This is a genomic window from Pseudomonas sp. TUM22785 (assembly GCF_028198105.1).
GTDB lineage: Bacteria > Pseudomonadota > Gammaproteobacteria > Pseudomonadales > Pseudomonadaceae > Metapseudomonas > Metapseudomonas solani.
This window is the reverse complement of sequence record NZ_CP116239.1, coordinates 6,314,160-6,333,756: the sequence shown is the minus strand read 5'-3', so window position 1 is coordinate 6,333,756 and position 19,597 is coordinate 6,314,160. Positions and strand designations below refer to the sequence as shown.

The following is a 19,597-nucleotide window of genomic DNA, read 5'->3' as shown; positions in this document are numbered from 1 at the left end:
GGGTGGGTGGCCGTCGTGCCACTCGCCTGCGTCCCGTCGGTCATAGGCGCGCCCATTCGCGGCGCGCATCATCGAGGCATCCTCACCCCGCGTGGAGCGAGATGCCCATGAGTACCGATGCACAGGGACGCGCCCTGTCCGTGCTGAACCGCGTTGCCCAGGCCGACTGGCCGGACCGGTTCAAGCTGCGCAAACCCTTCGAGAAACTTCTCTACACCGGCAGCCGTGCCGGCTTCCAGATGGTCGCCGAGCGTTCCGGCAAGGCCGCCAAGAAGCCGCGTGCGGCCGATCCGGATGCGCTGTTCGACCTGTCCCTGTCCGACGAGCAGCAGATGATCCGCGAGATGCTCCAGGGTTTCGCCCTGGAGGTGCTGCGTCCGGCGGCCCATGACGCCGACGCCCGTGGCGCCATCCCCGCCGAGCTGCTCAACCAGGCGCTGGAGCTGGGTCTTGCCCACTACGGCGTGGGTGAGGTGCACGGCGGCATGGCTGGCGAACGTACCGTCATCAGCAACGCGCTGATCGCCGAGGCCCTGGGGCAGGGCGACCTGTCCCTGGCCGCCTCCCTGCTGGTGCCGCTTTCCGCTGCCAACTGCATCCGTCGTTCCGCCTCGCCCGAACAGCAGGCCCGCTGGCTGCCGGCTTTCGTGGGCGAAGAGCGCCCGCCGCTGATGGCCATCGCCGTCAGCGAGCCGGGGTTGCTGGCCGATCCCCATCGCCTGGCCACCAAGGCGCGGCGCAAGGGCAAGCACTACCAGCTGTCTGGTGAGAAGAGCCTGGTGCTCGAAGGGCTCAACGCCAGCCAGCTGATCGTCGCGGCCGAAGCCGAAGACGGCCCGGCCCTGTTCCTCGTGGAGGGCGGTGCCAAGGGGCTGGAACGCCAGGCCGAACCCGGCATGGGCCTGAAGGCCTGCTCCACTGCGCGGGTGCAGCTCAAGGGCGTCAAGGTGCCGCTGGAGAACCGTCTGGCCGCGGCCGATTTCGACTACCAACGCTTCCTCGACCTCGCCACCCTGGGCTGGTGCGCACTGGCCCTGGGCACCGGGCAGGCGGCGCTGGATTACGTGGTCACCTACTGCAACGAGCGTGTCGCCTTCGGCGAGCCCATCAGCCATCGGCAGGGCGTCGCCTTCATGGTCTCGGACATCGCCATCGAGCTCGACGCCATGCGCATGATGGTCTGGCGTGCCTGTGCCCGGGCCGAGCGCGGCGAGCCGTTCCAGCGCGAGGCCTACCTGGCGCGGCTGCTGTGCGCCGAGAAGGCGATGAAGATCGGCACCGACGCGGTGCAACTGCTCGGTGGCCACGGTTTCACCAAGGAGCACCCGGCCGAGCGCTGGTACCGCGACCTCCGCGCCGTGGCCATCATGGCCGGCGGCTTGCACCTTTAAGGGGATGACGATGAACCTTGAAACCCCGAAGAAGTTCCGTGGCCTGGCCAACCAGGCGCACCAGGTGGCGGCCAACTACTTCCGCCCCATTTCCCGCAAGTACGACAAGGCCGAGCATGCCTATCCCAAGGAGCTGGACCTGCTGGCTGCGCTGCTGGACGGCATGAACGCCGGCTCCCCCGACGCCGTTGGTGCCACCTCCGCCAGCAAGCGCGGCAGCGGGCAGGTGGAGGAGGGCGTGCGCAACGGCGGCAACCTCTCGGCGCTGCTGGGCGTGATCGAACTCTGCTGGGGCGATGTTGGCCTGTTGCTGGGCATGCCGCGCCAGGGGCTGGGCAACGCCGCCATCGCGGCGGTGGCCAACGAGGAACAGCTCAAGCGCTTCGGCAGCACCTGGGCGGCCATGGCCATCACCGAGCCGGGTTGTGGCTCCGACTCCGCAGCCATCCGCACCACGGCGGTGAAGGATGGCGACCACTACGTGCTCAATGGCGAGAAGATCTTCGTCACCTCCGGCGAGCGCGCCGACGCGGTGGTGGTCTGGGCGACCCTGGACAAGAGCCTGGGCCGCGCAGCGATCAAGTCCTTCGTGGTGGAGAAGGGCACGCCCGGCATGAGCGTCACCCGCCTGGAGAAGAAGCTCGGTATCAAGGCCTCGGACACCGCGTCCATCAGCTTCAGCGATTGCCGGGTGCCGGCGGCCAACCTGCTGGGCAATGCCGAGATCGATGTGCAGAAGGGTTTCGCCGGGGTGATGGAGACCTTCGACAACACCCGCCCGCTGGTGGCCGGCATGGCCATCGGCGTGGCCAAGGCCTCCCTGGACCGCACCCGTGAGCTGCTGAAGAAGGCCGGCTGCACCTTCGACTACCGCAAGCCGCTGCTCAGCGTCAGCCATGTGGAGGCGACCCTCTACCGCCTGGAAGCCGAATGGGAGGCCGCGCGCCTGCTGACCCTCAAGGCTGCGTGGATGGCGGACAACAAGCTGCCCAACTCCAAGGAGGCCTCCATCGCCAAGGCCAAGGCCGGGCGCGTGGCCAACGAGGTGACGCTCAAGTGTGTGGAGCTGGTCGGCGCCCTCGGCTACGGCGAGGACGAGCTGCTGGAGAAGTGGGCGCGGGATTCGAAGATCCTCGACATCTTCGAGGGGACTCAGCAGATCCAGCTGCTGATCATCGCCCGTCGCCTGCTGGGCAAGAGCTCAAGCGAACTCAAGTGATTCTGTTGTAGTGCCCGATTGACCCCGCCTCGGCGGGGTTCTTTTTTTGTGGTGCCGGGCTCTATCAGGGGCTCAGCAGGCCAGGCGCTTGGCCTGTTCGGCGGTGCCGACGCGGGCCAGCCAGTCCTTCCAGCGGATGCGTTCATCGCGCACCAGCCAACCGTCCTGCTCGGCGAAGCTTTCCGAGAGCCAGATGCCCCGGGTGCTGGCGGGCTTGAGTTCGCCATTGCGCAGGGTCAGCAGCTCGCCGGTGGGCTTGCCGTGGTCGCGGGCCAGCAGGTAGATGTCCGGGCGGCGACGCTCCAGTGCGGCCACCAGCTCGCCGTCGCGCAGGCTTTCATCGACGTGGAAGAAGCTCAGCTGGCGAGCGTCGCGGGGCAGCTCCAGGCTCATGTCGTAGACCAGCTGCAACGAGGCGGTGGGCAGGTGCACATAGGCGCGGGGGCGCTCCAGCAGGGTCAGGCTGCCGCTCTGCACCGGGCGTGCGGCGCCGGACAGCGGGCTCAGGCGGAAGTGGCTGGCCTCGCGGTAATGCAGTTGGCGCTGGTAGGGCGTGGGCAACCAGGTGTCGGCGAAGCGCCCGCCGAGCCAGCCTTCGGGCGTCTCGATCAGGCATTCCTCGGCCACTTCCTGGATGGCAGTGAGCAGCGGCAGGTTGAGCTCATGGGCCGGCACATAGCCGGAGATCAGCTTGAGCACGGTGTCGCCGCGGTCCAGCCGGCGCTGGCGCACCAGCACCCAGTATTCGCGGCCCTGCAGCTCCAGGGTCAGGCGCACGGAGACGCCCAGGTTGGCCAGCTCGACAGCGAAACGCTGGCTGTCGGCGATCTCCGCCGGGCGCCGGCGGCGTTCGAGCATCTGGGTGAAGTTCAGCGGCAGCCCCAGGGCCTGGTAGGCCAGGCCATCGGCATTGGCCTCGACATGGAGGGGCAGGGTCTTGAACGCCCCCGGGTCTTTACGGGCGAGTATTCGCGGCATGTCGGCTCCTTCTTGCGTCGGGGTCGGCCGCAGTTGCGGCGCTCTAGGGACGGCCTTTCAGCACCTCGGCGGCCGTCGTGACATTGTGGGACAGGTGCAGCGGATTGATGGTTCCGATGATGGCACTGCCGACGCCCGGGTGGCCGAAGATCAGCTCGAAGCTCGCCTTCACCGGGTCGACGCCGGCTCCCACACAGGCATGGCCGCTGGCCAGGCCCTTCTTGATCAGGATGCCCTTGGCGTGACTGGCAGCATAGTCCAGCACCGGCTTCTCGCCCTGTTCGGCGAGGTTGTAGGTGACCATGGCGCAGTCGCCGCGCTCCAGCGCCAGCAGGCCGCCTTCCACGGTCTTGCCGGAGAGGCCGAAGGCGCGGATCTTGCCCTCGCGCTTGAGCTCGGCAAGGGTCTCGTAGGCGCCGCTGTCCTGCAGGATGCGCAGGTCGTCGCCGTCGGAATGCAGCAGCAGGAGGTCGATGTAGTCGGTCTCCAGGCGCTTGAGGCTGCGCTCCACCGAACGGCGCGTGTGCGCAGGGCTGAAGTCATGGCTGGACTGGCCCGCCTCGAACTCCTCGCCGCTCTTGCTGACGATCACCCAGTCCTGGCGCTGGCCGCGCAGCAGCGGGCCGAGGCGCTCTTCGCTGCGGCCATAGGCCGGTGCGGTGTCGATCAGGTTGATGCCCAGCTCGCGGGCCAGGCCGATCAGGCGGCCGGCTTCGTCGTCATCGGGGATGGTGAAGCCGGAAGGGTATTTGACGCCCTGGTCGCGGCCCAGCTTGACGGTGCCCAGGCCCAGCGGCGAGACCGCCAGGCCGGTGTCGCCCAGGGGGCGGTGCAGGTGATGCAGGCTGCTCTGGCTCATAGCAGTTCCTCCCATACCGGTTGCGCCAGGCTCGGGCGCGGCAGTTCGGGCAGGGGCGGCTGCTGGGTCGGTTGCACCCCGTCGCGCTCCAGGGCGGCGATCACCCGGTCGGCGAAGTCCGGGGCCAGCGCCAGCTTGGTCGGCCAGCCCACCAGCAGGCGGCCCTGGTCGGCGAGGAAGGCATTGTCCGGGCGCACCAGGCCGGATTGGCTCGGTTCGGCGCGGTCCACCCGCAGGGTCGCCCACTGGGCGGCGGAGAGGTCGATCCAGGGCAGCAGGTCGCGCAGTTCCTTCTCGGCGGCGGCGATCTGCTCGGCTTCGTTGCGCGCGACGCCATCGGCTTCGGCGATGTCGCCGCCCAGGTACCAGACCCACTGGCCATCGGCGGCTGGGTGGGTGGTGACGGTGACGCGCGGCTTGGGGCCGCCACCGAGGCAGTGGGCGTAGAGCGGCTTCAGGCTGGGCGCCTTGACCATCACCATGTGCAGCGGGCGGCGCTGCATGCCGGGCTGCTGGATGCCCAGGGCCTGCAGCAGCGCCTCGTTGCCGGCGCCGGCACTGAGGACGATGCGCTGGGCGCGGATGGCGCGGCCATCGACCACCAGCCCGACGAGTTCGTCACCCTCGCGCAGCGGTTCGATGTTGTGGCCCGCCAGCAGGCCGTCGCCGGCGAGGTCCGCCAGGCGCTGGATCAGGCTCGGCACGTCGAGCACCAGTTCGGCGAGGCGGTAGACCTTGCCCTTGAATTTCGGGTGTTGCAGCGCCGGGGGCAGGGCGTCGCCCTTGACCTGGTCGACGCGGCCGCGTACCGCCTTGCTGGCGAAGAAGCTGGTGATGTTGCCGGCCAGCGAGCCGGGCGACCACAGGTAATGGGCGTCGGACAGCAGGCGCACCGGGCGCAGGTCCAGCTCGCCGTTGCCGGCCAGGGCTTCGCGCCAGCGGCGGGGCATGTCGGCGATGGCTTCCGAGGCGCCGGTCAGCGCGCCATGCAGGGCGTACTTGGCGCCGCCGTGGATGATGCCCTGGGACTTCACGCTCTGGCCGCCGCCGAGGCTGGCGTTCTCCACCAGCAGGGTGGAGTAACCCTGGCCGCGCAGGCGTGCGGCGAGCCAGAGACCGGCGACGCCGCCGCCGACGATGAGGACGTCGGTGCTGAGAACCTGGGACATGGAAGCTGCCTCGAAGAAAACCGGCGCGCAGTATAACGCGCGCCGTGAGGCGGGGCCGACGTGGATCAGTGGCCGGTGCTGTTGGAGAACAGCTGGATCACCACCACGCCGGAGACGATCAGGCCCATGCCGAGCATGGCCGGGAGATCCAGCTTCTGCTGGTAGAGGAAGACCGCGGCGATGCTCACCAGGACGATGCCCAGCCCCGCCCAGATCGCATAGGCGATGCCCACGGGGATGCTTTTCACCACCAGGCTGAGCATCCAGAAGGAGATGCTGTAGCCGATCACCACCAGCAGCAGCGGAACGGGTTTGCTGAAGCCGTCGAGGGCCTTCATCGAGGTGGTGGCGATCACTTCGGCGGTGATGGCGATGGCGAGGTACAGATAGCCGGTCATGATGGCCTCCTTTGAAATCAGGCTGCCGATTCTAGTCATCTGGATGATGGGATAAAGTGATTACCTATCTGAATAGGAGATAGGTCATGCAGTGGAACCTGGAGCAGATCCGCCTGTTCGTCAGCGTCGCCGAGGGCCACTCGTTCTCCTCGGCGGCACGCCGGCTCAACCGCGTGCAGTCGGCGGTCAGCAGCGCCATCGCCCTGCTGGAGGCGGATCTCGGCGTCACCCTGTTCGAGCGCAGCAGCGGGCGCCAGCCACGCCTGACGGCCGCGGGCAGCACCCTGCTGGAGGAGGCGCGAGAAGTGTTGCGCCAGTGCGAGCGCCTGGAGGGCCGCGCGCTGGGGCTGGTGCGGGGCGAGGAGGTGCGCCTGCGCCTGGCCCAGGATGAAGCCATGCCCTACCAGCCGGTGCTCGACAGCCTGGAGGCGCTGGCCCAGGCCTTCCCCCTGCTGGAGGTGCAGCTGGCCAGCGGTGCCCAGGGCGATGTGGCGCGCAAGCTATTGGAGCGCCGCGCCGACCTGGGCCTGCTGTTCCACCACGAGCAGATGCCCGAGGCACTGGAGCGCCAGCGCCTGGGCACCATCGAAATGGTCACCGTCTGTGGCGTCGGCCATCCCCTGGCGGGCGTCGGCCATGTCGACCGCCGCGAGCTGGCCCGGCATCGCCAGTTGCTGATGGCGCCCCAGGACAGCCGCTACCCCGGCGGCGAGCAGCTCAGCCCGTCGATCTGGCGTACTGACAGCTTCTACACCATGGCCGAGCTGCTGATGCGCAACCTCGGTTGGGCCTGGCTGCCACGCCACGTGGTGCAGTACCCGACCTACCAGAACCAGCTGGTGGAGCTGAGCAGCGACTGGACGCCGCCGCCGCTGGTGGTGGAGCTGGTGTGCCGCCGCGACGAGGCGCTGGGCCCGGCGGCGCTGTGGCTGGCCGACTGCTTCGCCGAGCACCTCAAGGCCGTCGGCTGATCCCGGGCCCGTGCTCTGATAAGCTCCGCGCCCATGAATCGCACCCTCTATACCCTGCTGTTCCACCTCGGCCTGCCCCTCATCGCCCTGCGCCTGGCCTGGCGGGCCTGGCGCGCGCCGGCCTATGCCCGGCGCATCGCCGAGCGCTTCGCCTTCGGCCTGCCGCCCCTGCAACCGGGCGGCATCTGGGTCCATGCGGTATCCGTGGGCGAGAGCATCGCCGCGGCGCCGATGATCCGCGCCCTGCGCGAACGCCACCCGCAACTGCCGATCACCGTCACCTGCATGACCCCCACCGGCTCCGAACGCATCCGCGCGATGTTCGGCGACCAGGTGCAGCACTGCTACCTGCCCTATGACCTGCCCTGGGCGGCGGCGCGCTTCCAGCGCCTGCTCAAGCCGAAGCTGGCGGTGATCATGGAAACCGAGCTGTGGCCCAACCATATCCACCAGTGCCACACGCGCGGCGTGCCGGTGGTGCTGGCCAATGCGCGGTTGTCCGAGCGTTCCGCCCGTGGCTACGCGCGCTTCCACAAGCTGACGGCGCCCATGCTCGCCGAGCTGAGCTGGCTCGCGGTGCAGACCGAAGCCGAGGCCGAGCGCTTCCGCACCCTCGGAGCCCGTCCCGAAGCGGTGACGGTGACCGGCTCGATCAAGTTCGACCTGCGCATCGACCCCGAGCTGCCCGTCCGCGCCGCCGACCTGCGCCGGCAGTGGAGCGCCGAGCAACGCCCGGTCTGGATCGCCGCCAGCACCCATGCGGGGGAGGACGAGATCATCCTCGCCGCCCATCGCCAACTGCTGGCCGAGCGCCCCGATGCGCTGCTGCTGCTGGTACCCCGTCACCCGGAGCGCTTCAACCCGGTATTCGAACTGTGCCGCCGCGAAGGTTTCGCCGCCGTGCGTCGCTCCACCGGCGAGCCGCTGACCGCCGCGACGTCGGTGCTGGTGGGCGACACCATGGGCGAGCTGCTGTTCCTCTTCGCCCTGGCCGACATTGCCTTCGTCGGTGGCAGCTTGGTGCCCAATGGCGGGCACAACCTGCTGGAACCCGCGGCGCTGGGCAAGCCCGTGCTCAGTGGGCCGCACCTGTTCAACTTCCTCGACATCGCCGCGCAGTTGCGCGACAACGGCGCCCTGATCGAAGTGGCCGACGCCGAAGCGCTGCAGAGCGCTGTCGCCAGCCTCTGGCGCGACAGCGCTGCCGCGACCCGCATGCACGATGCCGGGCTGGCGGTGCTCAGGGCCAACCAGGGGGCGCTGGAGCGGTTGCTCGCGGGGCTCGCCCGCCTGCTGGGGTGAGCCCGGGCCAGGCCCGTCTCAGAAGGTCGGCGGGGTGATGATCCAGAGGATCAGCGTGTCCTTGTCGCCGGGGTTGCCATAGCGGTGGGGTTCCTGGCTGGAGAAGGCAAAGCTGTCGCCCTCTCCCAGCAGGAAGTGGCGTTCGCCGACCCAGAGCTCGAATTCACCGCTGAGTACATAACCCGCTTCTTCGCCCTCGTGGCTGTAGCTCTCTTCGCTGTAGGTGCCCGGGGGGAATCGCGAGTGGAGGATTTCCAGCGAGCGGCTCGGCTGCGGGCTGAGCAACTCGTCAGTGATGCCGTCGTCGTAGTGCAGGCTCATGCGGCTGTTCTTGCGCACCACATAGCCTTTGTCCGCTTCGGCGGTGGGAGCTTCGCTGGCGAAGAACCACTGGATGGTCACGCCCAGGCTGCGGGCGATGTTGAACAGCGCGGGGATCGAGGGATAGGCCAGGTTGCGTTCCAGCTGGCTGATGTAGCCGGCGGTCAGCGAGCTCTGTTCGGCCAGCTCGGCGAGGGTCATGTCGCGGCGCTTGCGCAGGGCGCGGATGCGCGTACCGAGGAACTGGCTCTCGGGCGCATTGGCGGTGCCGGGCGGCGGCAGGCTGGGGCTCATGATCCCTCCGGTCCTTGGGGCTGGGCGGAGGGCTGGCCCCGCGCGAACGCGGCATTGTAAAGCAGGCGCGGGCCCGTCGCGCCCTAGATTTCCCAGGCCGCCTGCAACCCCTCGAATATGGCTTCCTCCGCCGTGCGTGCGGCCAGGCAATCACCGATGCGCTGGAAGGGCACCAGGCCTTCCAGGGTCGCCCCCAGCTCATCCAGCGGCTGGTGGCCCTGGCACAGCACCAGGGTATCCACGGCCTCGAACAGCATGGGCTCGCCGCTGGCGGTGTGCATCATGTAGACGGTGTCGTCATCGCAGCCATAGAGCCGTGCGTAGGGCGTGATGGGGATGCCGAGGCGGTGCAGCTCGCCCACCATCTGGTCGCGCACATAGAGGGGCAGGCTTTCGCCGCAGTGGGTGCCATTCACCGCCAGATGCACCCGGTGACCGTTGCGCGCCAGGTGCTCGGCGATGCCGGGGCCGATCCAGTCGCAACGCCAGTCGGCGACCATCACCGAAGGGCCGAGCTGCACCTCGCCCCTGAGCACCTGCCAGGCATCGACCACCTGCAGAGCACCGCCGCGCTCGAAATCCGGCCAGTAAGGCGTGGCGCCCGTGGCGATGATCACCTGGTCCGGGCGCTCGCGCTCCACCAGGGCACGGTCGACGCGGGTACTGCGCACCACCTTCACGCCGGCCAGTTCCATTTCCCGCTGCAGGTTGGTGGCGGCACCGCCGAACTCACTGCGCCGGGGCAGCAGTTGCGCCAGCAGCACCTGGCCGCCGAGCTGCGCAGCGGCTTCGAACAGGGTCACCTCATGGCCACGCTGCGCCGCCACGGCGGCGGCCTTCATGCCGGCTGGGCCGCCGCCGACCACCATGATGCGCTGTGCCCGAGTGGCTCTGGCCGGCTGGCCATAGCGCAGCTCGCGGCCGGTTTCCGGGTGCTGGATGCAGGAGATCGGGTAGCCCTTGTGGAAGTGGCCGATGCAGGCCTGGTTGCAGGCGATGCAGGCGCGCACGTCCTCGACGCGGCCGCCGACGGTTTTCTCCGGCATCAACGGGTCGCAGATCAGGGCGCGGGTCATGCCGCAGACATCGGCCTGGCCGTTGGCGATTATCTGCTCCGCTTCCTGGGGCTGGTTGATGCGCCCGGTGACGAACAGGGGGATGTGCAGTCGTGCCTTGAACCAGGCCGCGGTCGGCGCGAGGTAGGCCGCCGCGATGGCCATGGGCGGCGCGATGTGCACGGCGCCGCCGAGGGAGGCGGAGGTGCCGGCTACCAGGTGCACGTAGTCCAGCTCGCTTTCCAGGGCGAGTACGGCCTGCAGCGATTCATCCTCGCTGAGCCCCTGCGGATCGCGCTCGTCGGCGGAGATGCGCAGGCCGACGATGAAGTCCTCGCCGCCGGCCTGGCGAACGGCCGCCAGCACCTCGCGGAGAAAGCGCAGGCGCGCGTCGAGGTCGCCGTTGTAGCCATCCTCGCGGTGGTTGACCCGGGGGTTGAGGAACTGGGCGGGCAGGTAGCCGTGGCTGGCCACCACTTCCACGCCATCGAGGCCGGCCTGGCGCAGACGGCGGGTGGCGGTGCCGTAGCCGGCGACTATCTCGTCGATCATCCGCTGGTCGAGCGCCCGGGGCATTACCCGGAAGCGCTCGTTGGGGCTGACCGAGGGCGCATAGGCCACCGCCAGCAGCCCACTGGCGGTCTCCATGATTTCCCGCCCGGGGTGGAACAGTTGCGACAGCACCAGGGTGCCGTGGGCCTGACAGGCCTCGGCCAGTTCGCGGTAGCCCTCGATGCAGGTGTCGTCGGTGGCCATCAGCACGTGCGAGGTGTAGCGGGCGCTGTCGTGCACCCCGGCCACCTGCAGCACGATCAGCCCGACGCCGCCTTCGGCGCGGGTTCGCTGGTAGGCGATCAGCGCGTCGTTGACCCGGTTGTCGGTGGGCAGGCTGGTGTCGTGTCCGCTGGACATGATGCGGTTCTTCAGGCGCTTGCCACGGATGTGCAGGGGTTCGAACAGGTGCGGGAAGGCGTGCATGGCAATCCTCGTCGGGGTTGCTGGAATTCTTATTAATCCATTACTGATTTACCTGTAGTAAAAAATCAACTTGTTTTTTAACTGGGTGGCAACTAGCGTGATGCGTGCCCCCTGACGGGCCATCCCTGCACAACAAGAACAATGGGAGAACCTCATGCGACACGACTCTTCGCGCCCTTCGCGCGGCTTCCCGAACCTGTCTCTCATCACCCTGCTGGCCGCGCTGATGCCCGCCGTGGCGGCCCAGGGCGCACCCGACATGGTGGTCGTCGGCTATGGCGGTGACGGCCAGAAGGCCCAGAGCGAAGCCTTCTTCAAGCCGTTCGAGGCCGAAGACGGCAAGCCGATCATCCAGAGCGAATACAACGGCGAGATGGCGCGCATCCGCGTGATGGCCGACACCGGCCACGTCGATTGGGACCTGGTGCAGATCGAAGGGCCGGACCTGGTGCGGGGCTGTGAAAGCGGAATGTTCGAGCGGCTGGACTGGCAACGCATGGGCGGCAGTGAGCGGCTGATCGATGACGCCGCCCAGGAGTGCGGCTCGGCCGCCTTGGTGTGGGGTGTCGCCCTGGCCTATGACGCCGACCGGTTGAAGGTCGCGCCCACGTCCTGGGCCGATTTCTGGGACTTGGAGAAATTCCCCGGCAAGCGCGGGTTGCGCAAGCGTGCGGTGTACAACCTCGAGTTCGCCCTGCTGGCCGATGGCGTGCCGGTGGCCGACGTGTACAAGGTGCTCGCCAGCCCGGGCGGCGTGGACCGCGCTTTCGCCAAGCTCGACCAGATCAAGCCGCAGATCCAGTGGTGGGAGGCGGGCGCCCAGCCGACCCAGTGGCTCGCCGCCGGTGACGTGGTGATGACCTCGTCCTATTCCGGGCGCGTGGCGGCGGCGCACCAGGCCGGACGCAACCTCGACCTGGTGCTGCCGGGCAGCCTATACGGCATGGATTACTGGGCGATCATCAAGGGCTCCCGGCATGCGCAGCAGGCCGAGCGACTGATCGCCTTCGCCAACCGCAAGGCGCCGCAGCTGGAGTACATCCGCCGTATCCCCTACGGGCCGACCAACCGCGATGCTGCCGCCGCGCTGGACGCCGAACAGGCTCGCTGGATCCCGGTGACGCCCGATGCGCTGGCGGCGAGCCTGCCGATGGATGTGGAGTTCTGGGTCGATCATGGCGAGGAGTTGGAGGAGCGCTTCAACGCCTGGGCGGTACGCTGATAGGGTGCCCCTTGCCCGGCCCACCTCGGCGGTGGGCCGCTTCCTTTTCGATCGACCCTGGAGCCTTCCATGACGCCGCTGCACGCCCCGCTGCCCCCATCGTCCTGCTCCCCCGAGGAGCGCGCCCTGCGCCAGCAACTGGCCGCCTGCTACCGGCTGATCGCCCACTTCCGCATGACCGACCTGATCTTCACCCACATCTCGGTGCGGGTACCCGGGCCGGAGCATCACTTCCTGATCAACCCCTACGGGCTGATGTTCGATGAGATCCGTGCCAGCGACCTGGTGAAGATCGACCTGCAGGGCAAAGCGGTGGAGCCCACCCGCTACAAGGTCAACCCGGCGGGCTTCGTCATCCACAGCGCCATCCATGCCGCCCGCGAAGATGCCCAGTGCGTGTTGCACACCCACACCCGCGCCGGCTGTGCCGTGGCCGCGCAGCCGGCGGGGCTGTTGCCGGTGAACCAGATATCCATGGAGTTCTATGGCCGCGTCGCCTACCACGACTACGAAGGCGTGGCGCTCAACCTCGATGAGCAGAAGCGCCTGGTGGCGGACCTGGGCGACAAGCCGGTGATGATCCTGCGCAACCACGGCCTGCTCAGCGTTGGCGAGACGCCCGCACAGGCCTTCCTGCGCATGTACTACCTGGAGAAGGCCTGCGACATCCAGGTGGCGGCACAGGCCGGCGGCGAATTGCTGCTGCCGCCCCATGAAGTCTGCGAGCACACCCAGCGCCAGTTCAACGAGCCCGCGCAACCGGTCGGGGAGGGCGAGCTGACCGACCCGGATGCGATGGACCTGGCCTGGCAGGCGCTGTTGAGGCTGCTGGAGCGGGTGGCCCCCGACTACCGGGACTGAAACGGTCCCGGCGATGAATCGTTCGATCGGGGTCGGTTTTTCCCGGAGTGTCCACGTATCATTCTGCGGGGCCGGGCTCCGGCGTTTTTGTGGTTGCACCAACAGGACCTAACATGAATACGGAAGTGCGGTTTTCCCGGCTGGAGCCGGAGCAGCGCAAGGCCCTGCTGGTGGACGCTACCCTGGTCTGCCTGAAGCGCTACGGTTTCCAGGGCGCCTCCGTGCGCAAGATCTGCGCCGAGGCCGGCGTTTCCGTTGGCCTGATCAACCATCACTACGAGGGCAAGGATGCGTTGGTGGCCGAGGCCTACCTGGCGGTCAGTGGGCGGGTCATGGGCCTGCTGCACTGTGCCGTCGAGTCTGCCCCGGCCCCGGCCCGCAGGCGCCTCTCCGCCTTCTTCCAGGCCTCGTTCTCGCCAGAGATGCTCGATCCCCAACTGCTCGACGCCTGGCTGGTGTTCTGGGGTGCGGTGACTCGCCTCGAGTCGATCAGGAGCATTCACGATCAATCCTATGGCGATTACCGCAACCTGCTGGCCGGGGCCCTGGCCCTTTTGGCAGACGAAGAGGATTGGCACGCGTTCGACGCCGGTCTGGCCGCTATAAGCCTGAGCGCGCTGCTGGATGGATTGTGGCTGGAGTCCGGGCTCAACCCCACGACCTTCACACCCCACCAGGGCGTATTGATTTGCGAGGCCTGGGTCGATGGCCTTCAGGCTGGCGCGTACCGGCGCTTTCAGGGCGGAACATCCGCTTGTTGATCGTTTGTTCAGTAGTGGCTAGTCTGCTGCTGCCACCAGGCCATGGCCTCGGTGTCACCGTCCGAAAACCAGAATAAGAAACATCTCCGGTACGCCGGAGGTGAAGGGTGATGGCGATGGTTCCCCGTGTATTGGTCGTCGACGACGATCCGGTGATTCGTGAGCTGCTCCGGACCTACCTGGGCGATGAAGGCTACGAGGTCTTCTGCGCGGCCGATGCCGAGCAGGCTGAAGTCCTGTTGGCCGAGACCTCCCATCTTGGCCAGCCTGTCGAGCTGGTGTTGCTGGACATCCGTCTGCCAGGCAAGGACGGGCTGACCCTGACCCGCGAGCTTCGGGTCAGGTCCGAGATCGGCATCATCCTGATCACCGGGCGCAACGATGAGATCGACCGCATCGTCGGCCTGGAGTGCGGGGCGGACGACTATGTGATCAAGCCCCTCAACCCTCGTGAGCTGGTGTCCCGGACGAAGAACCTGGTTCGCAGGGTTCGCCATGCCCAGGCGGAGCACAGTCCCGTCCGCCAGGTCCTCAAGCAGTTCGGCGATTGGCTGCTGGATGCCGACAGGCGGCGCATCATCGACTCTTCCGGCCATGAAACGCTGCTGACGCAAGGCGAGTTCCAACTGCTCAGTACCTTCTTGCGCAACAGTGGCCACACCCTCAACCGCGACCAGTTGATGGACCAGATCCGCAACCGTGAATGGTTGCCCAACGACCGCTCCATCGACGTGCTGGTCGGGCGCCTGCGCCGCAAGTTGCGCGATGATCCCGCCGACCCGCAACTGATCATCACCATCCACGGCGCCGGCTACCTGTTCACGGCCACCCCCAGCGAGGCTTGAGCATGCGTTGGCTGGCACTCCTGGCCTGGGGCTGGTGCAGCCTCGGGTTGTCGGCCGAGGCCATGCGCTACTGCGACTACCCGGTTTACCCGCCCGTGTCCTGGAGCGATGGCCAGGCCGTGCGCGGCCTGGCGCCCCAGGTGGTGAAGCGGGTGCTCGAGGAGCTGGGCTACGAGATGCAGGTGGTGGTCCTCGGCAACTGGAAGCGATGCCTCATGGACGCCGCCAGCGGTCGCGTCGACCTGGTGCTGGCCTACCGCACCGAGGAGCGCCAGCAGCACCTGGCGTTCGCCGAGGCGCCGGTGCTGCGGGAGGAGGTCGCGCTGTTCTACAACCGCCATAAGCCCCTGGCGGTGAAGAGCCTGGCCGATCTCGCCGGATACCGCGGCGGGCTGCTGTTCGGGGAAAGTTACGGCACCGAGTTCGACCGCTTCGTCACCCGCCAGGGGCGCATCGAATACGTCTCGGACAGCCGGCAGAACTTCGGCAAGCTGATCCGCCAGCGCATCGACTTCATCCCCTACGAGCGGCGCACCGGGCGGCTCTTCGTGGCGGGCATGCCCGGAGGCGAGGCCATCGTCGACGCGCCCGAGCCCCTGGCGGTGGACTACCTGCGGCTGGCCGTGTCGCGGCGTTCGCCACTCCTGGCGAGGCTCGACGACATCGACCGCATCCTGCTGGCGCTGCAGGCCGACGGCAGCCTGCAGCGCTGGCTGGAGGAGAGCGAGCGCGACTACCGCACCCAGGGTCGCCCCCTGGAGGGCACCTCTAAAAACGTAGGCGAGGCCGTCAGTGCAAGGCAAAAACAGGCGAAAAAGCGCAGTTTACGCAGTGTAAATGAGCACTTTGAGCCTGTTTTTAACGCAGCAATGGCAACGCAGGTAGTTTTTAGAGATGCCCTGGAGGCGCCATGAATGCCTGGCACGCCCCCGGGCCGCTGGCCCGGCGCCTGCTGCAGCGGGTTCTCGGTTTCAGCCTGTGTTTCACCCTGCTGGCCGGCGCGGTGCAGCTGGGCCTGGAATACCGGCGCGAGATGCAGGCCATCGAGCAGCGCCTGGAACTGATCCGCAGCGGCTACCTGGCCAGCTTCGAGCGCAGCCTCTGGGACCTCGACCAGGCCCAGCTCAAAGTGCAGTTGCGCGGGCTGGTGGATTTTCCCGATGTCGCCTGGGCGAGCCTCGCCAGCGAGGATTTCACTCTGGTCCAGGGCGATATCCAGGTGCCCGGCCCGGTGCGGGTGGAGCATTTCTCGCTGGACTATCAGCCGCCCGACGGGGAGCAGCGTCACCTGGGCGAGCTGACCCTGGCCACCGATCTGGGGGCCGTTCATCGGCGCCTCTGGCAGAGCGGGCTGGATGGTCTGCTGTGGATGGGCGTGTTCCTCTGCGGTCTTGCCGTGGCCCTGAGCCTGTTGTTCCACAGCCTGGTGACGCGTCACCTGGAGCGCATGGCCGGTTTTGCCCAGCGCATGGCCGAGGGTGACCTTCAGCAGCCGCTCCTGCTGGACAAGCGTGCTCGGACTAGGCACGACGAGATCGACACCGTGGCCCAGGCCCTCGACACCATGCGCCAGGCCCTGGGGCACGAGCGCAGCGAGCTGCAGCGGCAGGTCGAGCGGCGCACCGCCAGCCTGCAGCGCGCCAAGGAGGAGGCCGAGGCCGCGAACGAGGCGAAGATGCGCTTCCTGGCCACCATGAGCCACGAGATCCGCACCCCGCTCAACGGCATCCTCGGCATGGCCGAACTGCTGCGCGACGCCGACCTGGGCACGCTGGAGCGCAAGCGCCTGCATGCATTGTACAAGGCCGGGGAAGGCCTGCTGGCGGTGCTGGACGAAGTCCTGCTGTTCGCCCGCCTGGAAGACGGGGTGAGCCTGCCGGAGGCCGTCGAGTTCGACCTGGGCGAGCTGCTGGACGAGGTGCTGACGCTGCTGGAGCCCCGCGCCGAGGCCAACGGCACCGTGCTCTCGCTGCGCCTGGACCCGTCTGTGAACCGCCGCTGCCGAGGGGCCGAGCAGTTCCTCCGCCAGGTGCTGAGCAACCTGATGGCCAATGCCGTGAAGTTCACCGCCGACGGCGATGTACGGGTGGAGGTGACCGCCAGCCCCGCGCCGGGTGCAGCCCAGCGGGTGCGCTTCGTGGTCAGCGACAACGGCATCGGCATCCCCGAGGCGGCCCAGGCGCGGATCTTCGAGCGCTTCGTCCAGGCCAGTGATGACGTCACCCGCCGCTACGGTGGCAGCGGCCTGGGGCTGGCCATCAGCAAGCGGCTGGTGGACGCCATGGGCGGGCAGATCGGCCTGCAAAGCCGGGAGGGCGAGGGCAGCCGCTTCTGGTTCGACATCGAACTGCAGCCCGCGACGTCGCCGGTCGCCCGACCGCAGGGCAATGCGCCCGTGGGTCGTGCCCTGCAGGTGCTGCTGGTGGAGGACGTGGCCCTGAACCGCGACGTGGCCCAGGGGCTGCTGGAGCGGGACGGCCACCGGGTGCAGGCCGTGGAGGACGCCCAGCCAGCGCTGGCCGCCTGCCGCCAGCAGGCGTTCGACCTCATCCTGCTGGACATGCACCTGCCGGGCATGGACGGCATCGAGCTGTGCCGGGCGATCCGCCGGCAGGTGGACGGGCTCAACTGGGCGACGACCATCCTTGCCTTCACCGCCAGCGTCCAACCGGCCAGCGTTCGCCGCTACTTCGAGGCCGGCATGCAGGGCGTACTGGCCAAGCCCCTGCGCCTGGACGCCCTGCGTCGCGCACTGGCCATGCCGGGCAGCCCGCCGCCGGACGAGGCGGACGACGGAACCGCGCTCGACACCCGGCTGCTGGCCACCCACCGCGAACTGCTGGGTGAGAACCGCCTCGCGGCGCTGGTCGGCGCCCTGCGCCAGCTGCTGGCCGAGCAGATGCCGCTGCTGCACGAGGCCATCCGCGCCGACGACCGGGACGAAGTCGCCGGCCTGGCCCATCGGCTTGCCGGCAGCTGCCGTTCACTGGGCTGGCGTGGCCTGGGGAACTGCCTGGCGGAACTGGAGACCGCCGCCCTGGCGGGCGAGGCGCTGCAGGGCTGGAGCGAGCGCCTGGACCGGGAACGGGCGGCGGCCGAGGTGCACATGCAGCCGTTCGACTCGGCAGGCTGTTGAGCAACACACCGCGGTGGCTTGTCAGTCGGGACGACGACGCGAGACAGCTTCATTACAGCTTTTTACAACTTCGATCCCGGCGATCAACGGCACCTTACATCTCCTTCGAATAATCCAGCGGTATCCGTGCTCGAGCCACGGCCTCTGATCGATTGGAGATAACAACAATGACCCAACGTAGAGTTCCGCTCACCCGCACCCGCCGTTCCCCGGAGGTGCGCCATGTCTGAGACCCATCACGCCGGCAGTGGCGAGAAAATCCAGCTCACCCGCGCACTCAAGAGCCGGCACATCTTCATGCTCTCGCTCGGCGGGGTGATCGGCACCGGCCTGTTCATGGGCTCGGGCGTCACCATCGGCTCCGGCGGCCCGATGGGCGCCATCCTCGCCTACCTGGTCGCCGGGCTGCTGATGTACCTGGTGATGGTATGCCTCGGCGAGCTGTCGGTGCAGATGCCGGTCTCCGGCTCGTTCCAGGCCCACGCCACGCGCTTCATCGGCCCGGCCACCGGCTTCATGATCGGCTGGGTCTACTGGATGAGCTGGGCGTCCACGGTGGGCCTGGAGTTCACCGCCGCCGGGATGCTGATGACGCGCTGGTTCCCTGATGTGCCGATCTGGCTATGGTCGGGGCTGTTCGTCGTGGTGCTGTTCTCCCTAAACGCCCTGGCGACCCGGGCCTTTGGTGAGGCCGAGTACTGGTTCTCCGGCATCAAGGTGGCGGCCATCCTGGTGTTCATCCTGGTCGGTTTGCTTGTGGTATTCGGCGCCATTCCCATCGAGGGACGGGACGTTGCTCCGGGCCTGGGCAACCTGGTGGCCGATGGCCTTTTCCCCAACGGGCTGGCCGCCGTGTTCGCGGTGATGATGACGGTGGTCTATGCCTTCCAGGGCTGCGAGATCATGGGTGTCGCAGCCGGCGAGACCGACCAGCCGGAGAAGAGCATCCCCCAGGCAGTGCGCAACGTGGTCTTCCGCGTGCTGATCTTCTACGTGCTGGCCATCGGCGTACTGGCCGCCATCGTCCCCTGGCGGGAGGCCGGGCTGATGGAGAGCCCGTTCGTCCAGGTGTTCGACAGGGTGGGCATTCCCTATGCCGCCGACCTGATGAACTTCGTGATCCTCACGGCGATCCTTTCCGTGGGCAACTCCGGGCTCTACGCCTCCACCCGCATCCTCTGGGCCATGTCCAAGACCGGCATGGCGCCGCGCCAGCTGTCGAAGCTGAGCGCCCGGGGCGTGCCGCTGTATGCGCTGCTGATCACCCTGTGCTTCGCCCTGCTGTCGCTGCTGACCAGCATCGTCGCCGCCGACACCCTGTTCATGGTGCTGATGGCGGTGAGCGGCATGGCCGGCACCGTGACCTGGATCGTCATCGCCTACGCCCAGTACCGCTTCCGCCGTGAGCACATGGCCAAGGGTGGCACCCGGGCCGACCTCAAGTACTCGGCGCCGTTGTTCCCGCTGGTGCCGCTGGCCTGCATCGCCATCTGCTGCTCGCTGTTCGTCTTCCTCGCCCTGGACCCCACCCAGCGGCCGTCGCTCTACTGGGGGTTCGGCTTTATCGCCGCGTGCTACCTCGCCTACTACCTGATCCGCCGCAAGCGCGGTCTTGACGCTAGCGAAGTCGCACCCAGCATCGGCTGATGCTCTCCTCACCCGAAAGGCCCCGCACTGCGGGGCCTTTTTCGTTGGGGGCATCTTTGTTCGAAGTTGTAACGCCGCCGGATACGAACGTCGTTCAAGGTGCCTTCGGCGCCAGGGCTGGCGCCTCCTAGCCTTTGTACGTGCTTCGTTACAGGGGCTAGCGGGATGGATTGTGGTCTTGTTGAACGAC

Annotated in this window: 16 protein-coding genes and 1 pseudogene; 11 read left to right on the top strand and 6 right to left on the bottom strand. The window is 68.0% G+C overall.

Annotation, left to right across the window (positions count from 1 at the left end):
• Positions 1–101: 101 nt before the first annotated feature.
• Together PI990_RS28800 and PI990_RS28795 are read left to right on the top strand one after the other, a co-directional pair.
• Positions 102–1,391, top strand: coding sequence for an acyl-CoA dehydrogenase family protein (locus tag PI990_RS28800; RefSeq protein ID WP_271659213.1), 1,290 nt, complete (start codon positions 102–104; stop codon positions 1,389–1,391).
• A gap of 10 nt (positions 1,392–1,401) precedes the next feature.
• Positions 1,402–2,610 (top strand): acyl-CoA dehydrogenase family protein, encoded by a 1,209-nt coding sequence (locus tag PI990_RS28795; RefSeq protein ID WP_021219795.1) that lies wholly within the window; start codon positions 1,402–1,404, stop codon positions 2,608–2,610.
• A 72-nt stretch (positions 2,611–2,682) separates the two neighbouring features.
• On the opposite strand, the gene PI990_RS28790 is transcribed toward PI990_RS28795, so the two are convergent.
• The 4 genes from PI990_RS28790 to PI990_RS28775 all read right to left on the bottom strand — a co-directional run bounded on the left by PI990_RS28790 (position 2,683) and on the right by PI990_RS28775 (position 6,014).
• Positions 2,683–3,588: a metal ABC transporter ATPase gene (locus PI990_RS28790; protein ID WP_271659212.1), complete on the bottom strand. Its 906-nt coding sequence runs from the start codon at positions 3,586–3,588 to the stop codon at positions 2,683–2,685.
• 43 nt (positions 3,589–3,631) lie between these two features.
• A complete protein-coding gene (locus PI990_RS28785) occupies positions 3,632–4,447 on the bottom strand; it encodes an aldo/keto reductase (protein WP_271659211.1) in 816 nt (271 codons plus the stop codon).
• The gene (locus tag PI990_RS28780; RefSeq protein ID WP_271659210.1) at positions 4,444–5,616 is read right to left on the bottom strand and encodes an NAD(P)/FAD-dependent oxidoreductase; all 1,173 of its coding nucleotides are present in this window, start codon (positions 5,614–5,616) and stop codon (positions 4,444–4,446) included. The genes PI990_RS28785 and PI990_RS28780 overlap by 4 nt, the downstream gene beginning before the upstream one ends.
• 65 nt (positions 5,617–5,681) lie before the next feature.
• On the bottom strand, positions 5,682–6,014 hold the full coding sequence (locus tag PI990_RS28775) for a DMT family transporter (protein WP_021219791.1): 333 nt from the start codon (positions 6,012–6,014) through the stop codon (positions 5,682–5,684).
• An 86-nt stretch (positions 6,015–6,100) separates the two neighbouring features.
• Between PI990_RS28775 and PI990_RS28770 the strand changes: the two genes are divergently transcribed.
• Together PI990_RS28770 and waaA are read left to right on the top strand one after the other, a co-directional pair.
• Complete coding sequence (locus PI990_RS28770; protein WP_184490568.1) at positions 6,101–6,985, top strand: LysR family transcriptional regulator; 885 nt, start codon at positions 6,101–6,103, stop codon at positions 6,983–6,985.
• A gap of 33 nt (positions 6,986–7,018) precedes the next feature.
• A complete protein-coding gene (waaA, locus tag PI990_RS28765; RefSeq protein ID WP_271659209.1) occupies positions 7,019–8,287 on the top strand; it encodes a lipid IV(A) 3-deoxy-D-manno-octulosonic acid transferase in 1,269 nt (422 codons plus the stop codon).
• Positions 8,288–8,305: 18 nt separating this feature from the next.
• Here waaA and PI990_RS28760 read toward each other — a convergent pair whose 3' ends face one another.
• Together PI990_RS28760 and PI990_RS28755 are read right to left on the bottom strand one after the other, a co-directional pair.
• The gene (locus PI990_RS28760; protein WP_263403797.1) at positions 8,306–8,902 is read right to left on the bottom strand and encodes a cupin domain-containing protein; all 597 of its coding nucleotides are present in this window, start codon (positions 8,900–8,902) and stop codon (positions 8,306–8,308) included.
• An 83-nt stretch (positions 8,903–8,985) separates the two neighbouring features.
• Positions 8,986–10,935 carry an oxidoreductase gene (locus PI990_RS28755; protein ID WP_271659208.1) on the bottom strand — a complete coding sequence of 650 codons (1,950 nt, stop codon included), beginning with the start codon at positions 10,933–10,935 and terminating at the stop codon, positions 8,986–8,988.
• 154 nt (positions 10,936–11,089) lie between these two features.
• Between PI990_RS28755 and PI990_RS28750 the strand changes: the two genes are divergently transcribed.
• The 7 genes and pseudogenes from PI990_RS28750 to PI990_RS28720 all read left to right on the top strand — a co-directional run bounded on the left by PI990_RS28750 (position 11,090) and on the right by PI990_RS28720 (position 19,407).
• Positions 11,090–12,157 carry an ABC transporter substrate-binding protein gene (locus PI990_RS28750; RefSeq protein WP_442969306.1) on the top strand — a complete coding sequence of 356 codons (1,068 nt, stop codon included), beginning with the start codon at positions 11,090–11,092 and terminating at the stop codon, positions 12,155–12,157.
• A 69-nt stretch (positions 12,158–12,226) separates the two neighbouring features.
• On the top strand, positions 12,227–13,018 hold the full coding sequence (locus tag PI990_RS28745; protein ID WP_271659207.1) for a class II aldolase/adducin family protein: 792 nt from the start codon (positions 12,227–12,229) through the stop codon (positions 13,016–13,018).
• Between the two features lie 113 nt (positions 13,019–13,131).
• Positions 13,132–13,779: a TetR family transcriptional regulator C-terminal domain-containing protein gene (locus PI990_RS28740; protein WP_271659206.1), complete on the top strand. Its 648-nt coding sequence runs from the start codon at positions 13,132–13,134 to the stop codon at positions 13,777–13,779.
• Positions 13,780–13,889: 110 nt separating this feature from the next.
• Positions 13,890–14,624, top strand: coding sequence for a response regulator (locus tag PI990_RS28735; RefSeq protein WP_184490562.1), 735 nt, complete (start codon positions 13,890–13,892; stop codon positions 14,622–14,624).
• Positions 14,621–15,364, top strand: a pseudogene (locus PI990_RS28730) (substrate-binding periplasmic protein); the annotation flags it as partial. The gene PI990_RS28735 and the pseudogene PI990_RS28730, both read left to right, overlap by 4 nt.
• Positions 15,365–15,534: 170 nt before the next feature.
• Positions 15,535–17,760, top strand: a complete 2,226-nt coding sequence (locus PI990_RS28725) for an ATP-binding protein (RefSeq protein WP_271659205.1) — start codon at positions 15,535–15,537, stop codon at positions 17,758–17,760.
• Between the two features lie 222 nt (positions 17,761–17,982).
• The gene (locus PI990_RS28720) at positions 17,983–19,407 is read left to right on the top strand and encodes an amino acid permease (RefSeq protein ID WP_271659204.1); all 1,425 of its coding nucleotides are present in this window, start codon (positions 17,983–17,985) and stop codon (positions 19,405–19,407) included.
• Positions 19,408–19,597: the final 190 nt, after the last annotated feature.

Bases quoted from the DNA above. Each gene is read 5' to 3' on its own strand.
- PI990_RS28800 (WP_271659213.1), top strand. From the start codon at position 102: ATGCCCATGAGTACCGATGCACAGGGACGCGCCCTGTCCGTGCTGAAC.
- PI990_RS28795 (WP_021219795.1), top strand. From the start codon at position 1,402: ATGAACCTTGAAACCCCGAAGAAGTTCCGTGGCCTGGCCAACCAGGCG.
- PI990_RS28790 (WP_271659212.1), bottom strand. From the start codon at position 3,588: ATGCCGCGAATACTCGCCCGTAAAGACCCGGGGGCGTTCAAGACCCTG.
- PI990_RS28785 (WP_271659211.1), bottom strand. From the start codon at position 4,447: ATGAGCCAGAGCAGCCTGCATCACCTGCACCGCCCCCTGGGCGACACC.
- PI990_RS28780 (WP_271659210.1), bottom strand. From the start codon at position 5,616: ATGTCCCAGGTTCTCAGCACCGACGTCCTCATCGTCGGCGGCGGCGTC.
- PI990_RS28775 (WP_021219791.1), bottom strand. From the start codon at position 6,014: ATGACCGGCTATCTGTACCTCGCCATCGCCATCACCGCCGAAGTGATC.
- PI990_RS28770 (WP_184490568.1), top strand. From the start codon at position 6,101: ATGCAGTGGAACCTGGAGCAGATCCGCCTGTTCGTCAGCGTCGCCGAG.
- waaA (WP_271659209.1), top strand. From the start codon at position 7,019: ATGAATCGCACCCTCTATACCCTGCTGTTCCACCTCGGCCTGCCCCTC.
- PI990_RS28760 (WP_263403797.1), bottom strand. From the start codon at position 8,902: ATGAGCCCCAGCCTGCCGCCGCCCGGCACCGCCAATGCGCCCGAGAGC.
- PI990_RS28755 (WP_271659208.1), bottom strand. From the start codon at position 10,935: ATGCACGCCTTCCCGCACCTGTTCGAACCCCTGCACATCCGTGGCAAG.
- PI990_RS28750 (WP_442969306.1), top strand. From the start codon at position 11,090: ATGCGACACGACTCTTCGCGCCCTTCGCGCGGCTTCCCGAACCTGTCT.
- PI990_RS28745 (WP_271659207.1), top strand. From the start codon at position 12,227: ATGACGCCGCTGCACGCCCCGCTGCCCCCATCGTCCTGCTCCCCCGAG.
- PI990_RS28740 (WP_271659206.1), top strand. From the start codon at position 13,132: ATGAATACGGAAGTGCGGTTTTCCCGGCTGGAGCCGGAGCAGCGCAAG.
- PI990_RS28735 (WP_184490562.1), top strand. From the start codon at position 13,890: ATGGCGATGGTTCCCCGTGTATTGGTCGTCGACGACGATCCGGTGATT.
- PI990_RS28725 (WP_271659205.1), top strand. From the start codon at position 15,535: ATGAATGCCTGGCACGCCCCCGGGCCGCTGGCCCGGCGCCTGCTGCAG.
- PI990_RS28720 (WP_271659204.1), top strand. From the start codon at position 17,983: ATGTCTGAGACCCATCACGCCGGCAGTGGCGAGAAAATCCAGCTCACC.